General features: G+C 43.1%; 5 protein-coding genes and 1 tRNA gene. 2 read left to right on the top strand and 4 right to left on the bottom strand.

Annotated elements, in window-relative coordinates:
• The first annotated feature begins 268 nt into the window (after positions 1–268).
• Positions 269–351, top strand: a tRNA-Leu gene (locus tag BM056_RS25345).
• 486 nt (positions 352–837) lie between these two features.
• Here BM056_RS25345 and BM056_RS25340 read toward each other — a convergent pair.
• The gene (locus BM056_RS25340; protein ID WP_092476301.1) at positions 838–1,314 is read right to left on the bottom strand and encodes a tyrosine-type recombinase/integrase; all 477 of its coding nucleotides are present in this window, start codon (positions 1,312–1,314) and stop codon (positions 838–840) included.
• On the opposite strand from BM056_RS25340, the gene BM056_RS25335 reads away from it, so the two are divergent.
• A complete protein-coding gene (locus BM056_RS25335) occupies positions 1,288–1,533 on the top strand; it encodes a hypothetical protein (protein ID WP_174550014.1) in 246 nt (81 codons plus the stop codon). The genes BM056_RS25340 and BM056_RS25335 overlap by 27 nt on opposite strands.
• Positions 1,534–1,791: 258 nt before the next feature.
• Here BM056_RS25335 and BM056_RS25330 read toward each other — a convergent pair whose 3' ends face one another.
• The 3 genes from BM056_RS25330 to BM056_RS25320 form a co-directional block, all read right to left on the bottom strand.
• Complete coding sequence (locus BM056_RS25330; protein WP_092476298.1) at positions 1,792–2,997, bottom strand: MFS transporter; 1,206 nt, start codon at positions 2,995–2,997, stop codon at positions 1,792–1,794.
• 421 nt (positions 2,998–3,418) lie between these two features.
• Positions 3,419–3,751: an RNA-guided endonuclease InsQ/TnpB family protein gene (locus tag BM056_RS25325; RefSeq protein WP_238456665.1), complete on the bottom strand. Its 333-nt coding sequence runs from the start codon at positions 3,749–3,751 to the stop codon at positions 3,419–3,421.
• A 277-nt stretch (positions 3,752–4,028) separates the two neighbouring features.
• Complete coding sequence (locus BM056_RS25320) at positions 4,029–5,009, bottom strand: amidohydrolase (RefSeq protein WP_207648249.1); 981 nt, start codon at positions 5,007–5,009, stop codon at positions 4,029–4,031.
• Positions 5,010–5,304: the final 295 nt, after the last annotated feature.

Here is a 5,304-nt window from a genome sequence, read left to right as displayed (position 1 = left end):
TAATGGTTCTTGCGGCTTATAACGGTGGACGGGGTAACGTCAACAAGTGGATGGACGAAAAAAAGATATCCGGTAGCATTAAAGATATTCAAATGATCCCGTTTCCCGAAACAAAAAACTTCGTTGCCAAGGTGTTATGGAATTACAAAGTATACCAATGGCTTTACGCAAAATGAATGCACCATGCTAAATACAGCAGTAATAGCTAAACTTACACTATTGACAAACCTAGTCTGTCAACATATAATGTTATTTGCGTGAACGTTAAGTCGGAGTGGCGGAATCGGCAGACGCGTACGTTTGAGGGGCGTATGGGAGACCGTACGGGTTCAAGTCCCGTCTCCGACACCAAAGAAATGTCCATTTTAAAAGGCTTTTAGCGATTTTGCTAAAAGCCTTTTATTTTTATTTTCTAGTCGTTTTTGGTCCCAGATGTATGTGATCATACATCTTTATGCGTAGCACGGGGTAGGTCAGGCGCGTACACGATTTTGCGTACGCGGGGGTAGGTTAGGCGCATATTTCTTTCCGGTAAAAGGGGAGAGATTTATGATGAAAAGGAAAAGAAGAGTCAACCAGTTGGAGAACATCGAAGGTCAGGTGGTCAAGCTATCACCGGAGACCTGCCCCGAATTCGAGAAGGCGGAAAAGCTTTTTTACGCGGAACAAAAAAGCAAGAACCGCAGAGCTCGAACCATCGCCTGGCACCGTGAAAACATCAGGGCCTTTCACACATTCGCGCGATTGTACATCATGAACGGCGGGGACCCGTTTTCGCTTAAGAAGATTCTCGGTCATAACTGCTGGGAAATGGTTCACCGCGCTACGTGGACCTGTTTAGTTCCCAAGTTGCATCTCAACATCAAAAGGCAAGTCCCGTTGAACATCTGGACGACGAACTTTAATACCGTTTAACCAATCCACGGGTGATCTGCCTTTATACTTTTGATGCAAATCCTCGCGAAAGAGTTTAAGATAAAGCACCACCGTAGACATGCTGTTGTGTCCGAGCAGGTCACGTAAAACATAAGGGTCTCCGTCGCCCATCAAAAACATTTTGGCAAAAGTGTGCCGGAAGGTGTGAGGACTGGGCCGTACACCGGTGATACCGGTGACAAGCGCGTACTTTTTGATATTATCCTGGACGGTTCTGTGTTTAATCTGGTCGCCGTCCTGATTTAAGAGCAAGAAGTCCTCGCCTTGCCCCCGGGTCACCTGGAGGTGTTTTAACAGTTTTTTTCTGGTGTTTGAGCCGAAAAAGACGGTGGCGGTGGTGTCGAGAGATTCATGGCCAAGAATCCGGGCAACTTTCATCAGGTCCGCGCCGATAATGTAGAAATAGCCTATGATAAGGAAACCAATAAGTTACGGATTCAAGACGTTGATGATGGTGGTATGAGGGTTACAAAGAATAAAATTGGTGCTAGGGGTATTTTTAAATACTTTAACATTGGTGAGGTCAAAGGTAGTTTTGCAGCGGATTATAATGCTGATGACAATGCTGTCTATGTGGATTTGAATAAGAGGAAGTAAGATGAGCCCCTGTATTGTTGCAGGGGCTTTATTATTAAGAATTTTACAAAATTAATACAGCTATTTGCTCCTTCTATTTACTTAATTTAACTCTCCCGCCGGGAAGCACCTGCTCTGAGCTTACTAAGGGCGAGTCTAGTTTCTTAGCCTCAAAACACTCATTCTTTTTCTGGTTTTTTAGTACAATATGGTTAGCTCTTTGGCAACTGATATAGGGTTGTAGCCTACAATCGTTCAGCACCTATAAGGCCCGGTTTTTTATGATACCCGCCTGTAATTCAGGATTAGTGCTGCACTGCTTATTATAAGGCTTAAGCCACAACCCAGAAGCGTTGCACCTAAATGAAAGTGGTTGAAAACAATTCCGAATACACCAAAAGATACTGGCAAAGAGACATCTGCAATAATCGTACTGACGCTGAATACCCGGCCGGCCAGTTCGTTTGGGACATGAACCTGCAGCAAAGAACGCCAGTATATAGAAGCCACGGCGGCAGCCATGCCGATAAACAATAAAATTGCTATGTACGGCCAGCTAACTTCAATTTCATAGAGCTGCGCGATACCCAATAAGGAAAAGCATAGCCCCGCTGCAAGGATAACCTTAAATAATGTGATCCCATGCATGTTTTCAATCTTTCGCCGGCCAATTAAAACCGCCCCCAGGATCATCCCTAACCCCATTGCGGTCTCAAGGTAACCCAAGTTTCGGATGCCGTTTCCGGAAAGACTGTTGGCCACAAACGGCATGGCCACAACCAAACTCCCATAGAAAACGTGCATAACCCCAATAACCAGCAGAATTATAAAAACGGGTCTGCTATTGGATATGAATTTGAAGCCATCTTTAATATCCCGCAATAAATTGGTTTTGCTTCCATGCGCTCGTTCCGCTACTGACAAGACAATAAAACTTTCCAAGAGGGCGGATGCCATGTAAGACAAGCCATTTACAAGGAACACCGGCCCGAAACCAATCAGGCTTACAAACGTGGCCCCTAAAACCGGCCCTGTGACGGTGGCCACGCCGGTGATCATCTGGCTCAGAGAATTGGCCGTGGGAAGCACGTCCCTTTCGACTAATTGGGGGATAACAGCCATCACCGTAGGATTGAAGAAAGCAGATGACAGGGATATCACAACAGCAGCTAGATAAATGTGCCATATCTCCAGGCCTCCCGTCCAGAACAGCAATGTGACCACTAATACAGCACAGCCACGGAAAATATCCGCCGCAACGATGATGGCCTTGCGGTTCCACCTGTCAATGAACCTACCAGCAACCAGCCCGAACAATAATTCCGGCAGCACCGAGGCAACCAAGAAAAGGCCCATGGCAGTAGGTGAGTTTGTATTCTCAAGTACCCACCAGGCCAAGGCAATGGCGTAAAACTTATCCCCAAGTTGGGAAACCAATTGACCAGCCCATAGTAAAAAGAAGCTCCGGTTAATGAACATTGACATTTTTACACCTCCAAACGTTTAGATCGGGTTAATTATTGATTTTTATTTGATTGTTACTTGCTTTTTCATGCCGGCATAATTAAGCCCCCCTTCCCAGGTAAAAAAATGACCAAGTGGCCGCCGCACGGAAAGCGGTAACCCCTTGGTTAGAACTGACTGAAAAGCACTTATGTCATTGTAACCCGGCCTTATGTCAGATCGGAGTTTTTAACGTATCATAATGTTTCTATCAATGCAAGTCTTATTTTAAAAAACTTATACAGGCTGCGTTGAACAGAGCGCCCGCTTTTTTTCTAACATTAGTGAACGCACCCCCACCTTCGCAGATCTCAGGAAGGGGCTTCCTGGTTCATAGTGGGATGCACCCATCCCAGCTCCCCAGGCATTTGCCGTGGTTCCCTCGGTATAGAATATCTACAATCTAAGAAGCTCGTTTTTCTAAGACTAATGCTGAGTTGTGGTCACGGTCCAATACAAGGCCACAGTTATGACACCGATGTACCCGTTGGGCCAGGTCTTTCCTTACGATGGCACTACACCGGCTGCACTCCTGGGAAGAGTTGTAGGCTATAACTCTTTCAAACTCCCGACCGGCACTCTCAGCCTTGTACGTGATCATAGAAAAGAGATAGCCCCAGCCTGCATCAGCAATGCTTTTTGCCAGGTGGTGGTTTTTCAGCATGTTTTGGATTTTGAGGTCTTCCGCCACAATTTTGCCGTACTTCCAGACAAGTTGACTGGATACCTGGTGCAAGTAGTTATGGCGCTGATGTCGTATTTTCTCATGGATTGTAACAATTTAGATATCAATTTCACAAGGTTACTTAATATTCACCGCATAAGTTTTGCTATAGCATTGAGCTATTATTGAATCTTTATTGGTATACAATGCTTATTTTTAATGTTAATTTTTTGGTTTATCTGTAGAGATTTATGTATTCAAAATAAAAACTCCGGTGCTAAGCCCGGAGCAGAAGTTTTCAGTTTGTATAAACTTATTTATCATTAACCATTTGGGGTCAAGTTATATTTTATTTATTTAAACTAAATCCAGGTGCAGTGTAAACGACTTCACCTGCTATTACTGTCATTTGTGCATTAATATCTTTAAGTTCATTGTCAGGACAATTCATATAATCCCTATCAATGATAACAAAGTCAGCATGTTTACCGCTTTCAATAGAACCAATATCATTTTCTTCAAATTGTGCATAAGCTCCCCAAATAGTGTAAGCGCGAAGAGCTTCTTCTTTTGTTAGACATTCATCAGGATACCAGCCTCCCGCAGGTTCACCGTCACGGTCCATCCTAGTTATTGCTGCATAAAGTCCATGGTAAGGGTTAACTAGTTCGACGGGTGCATCAGTACCATTGGGGATAATAGATCCTGAATCAATCATTTTACGCCATGCATAAGCACCTTTTATACGTTCAGGACCAACTCTATCTTCTGCCATGTTTTTGTCGGAAGTAGCGTGGACAAACTGCATAGAAGGTATAACCCCTAGTTTAGCGAAACGAGGGATGTCTTCTAACGCTACAACCTGAGAATGTTCGATAGCAAAACGGTGGTCTTTTAGTCCCAATTCATTTATTACTTTTTCGTAAGCGTTAAGGATTTGGTGATTAGCGGCATCGCCAATGCAGTGTGTATTAACTTGGAAACCTGCCTCGGCTGCTTCTTTTACTAATGTATACGCCTCTTCATCTGTCATTCTAGGATCACCAGTGTGGCCCGGTTGATCACTATAATCCTCAAGCATCCATGCGCTTCGTGCACCTAATGAACCGTCCGCCATCAGTTTTAATGAACTGATGTTGTAACGGTCATTATATAGATTAGTACGCTCTTCTACTGGTTGATTATAGTACTCTGATGCAGAATCGGATGATACCATTTGATATACCCTAATTTTTAAATCTCCTGACGAATATAAATCTTTCATTTGATTAATAGTGGTCGATCCAGAACCTGCATCTCGGACACTAGTGATACCATAGGAAAGAGCCAATTGCAGAATTCAAAATTTTAAACTGACATAAAAAAGAGAATATCATACTAAAGCATAGGTTTACCAAAATTAACCTATTTATTTGAAGTAAAGATGGAATTGAACAAATTAACTCTAAAAAAGAGTAGAAATCACCCCAATTAACAGACACAAAAAAGCAAAGCAAATATTAAATCATTGCTACTAAGCTACATTTGGTAATGCTTTATCTTTAAGCTGAACAATGGTTCCAGCAAGAAACGTAATCAGACAAATCATGATATCGTTAAAAGCTTTGTCAATCCCCCGTTTAGTA

It is taken from the genome of Desulfotruncus arcticus DSM 17038 (assembly GCF_900113335.1).
GTDB lineage: Bacteria > Bacillota > Desulfotomaculia > Desulfotomaculales > Desulfallaceae > Desulfotruncus > Desulfotruncus arcticus.
This window is presented reverse-complemented; position numbering and strand designations above follow the sequence as displayed.

Bases quoted from the DNA above. Each gene is read 5' to 3' on its own strand.
- BM056_RS25335 (WP_174550014.1), top strand. From the start codon at position 1,288: ATGGCCAAGAATCCGGGCAACTTTCATCAGGTCCGCGCCGATAATGTA.
- BM056_RS25340 (WP_092476301.1), bottom strand. From the start codon at position 1,314: ATGAAAGTTGCCCGGATTCTTGGCCATGAATCTCTCGACACCACCGCC.
- BM056_RS25330 (WP_092476298.1), bottom strand. From the start codon at position 2,997: ATGTCAATGTTCATTAACCGGAGCTTCTTTTTACTATGGGCTGGTCAA.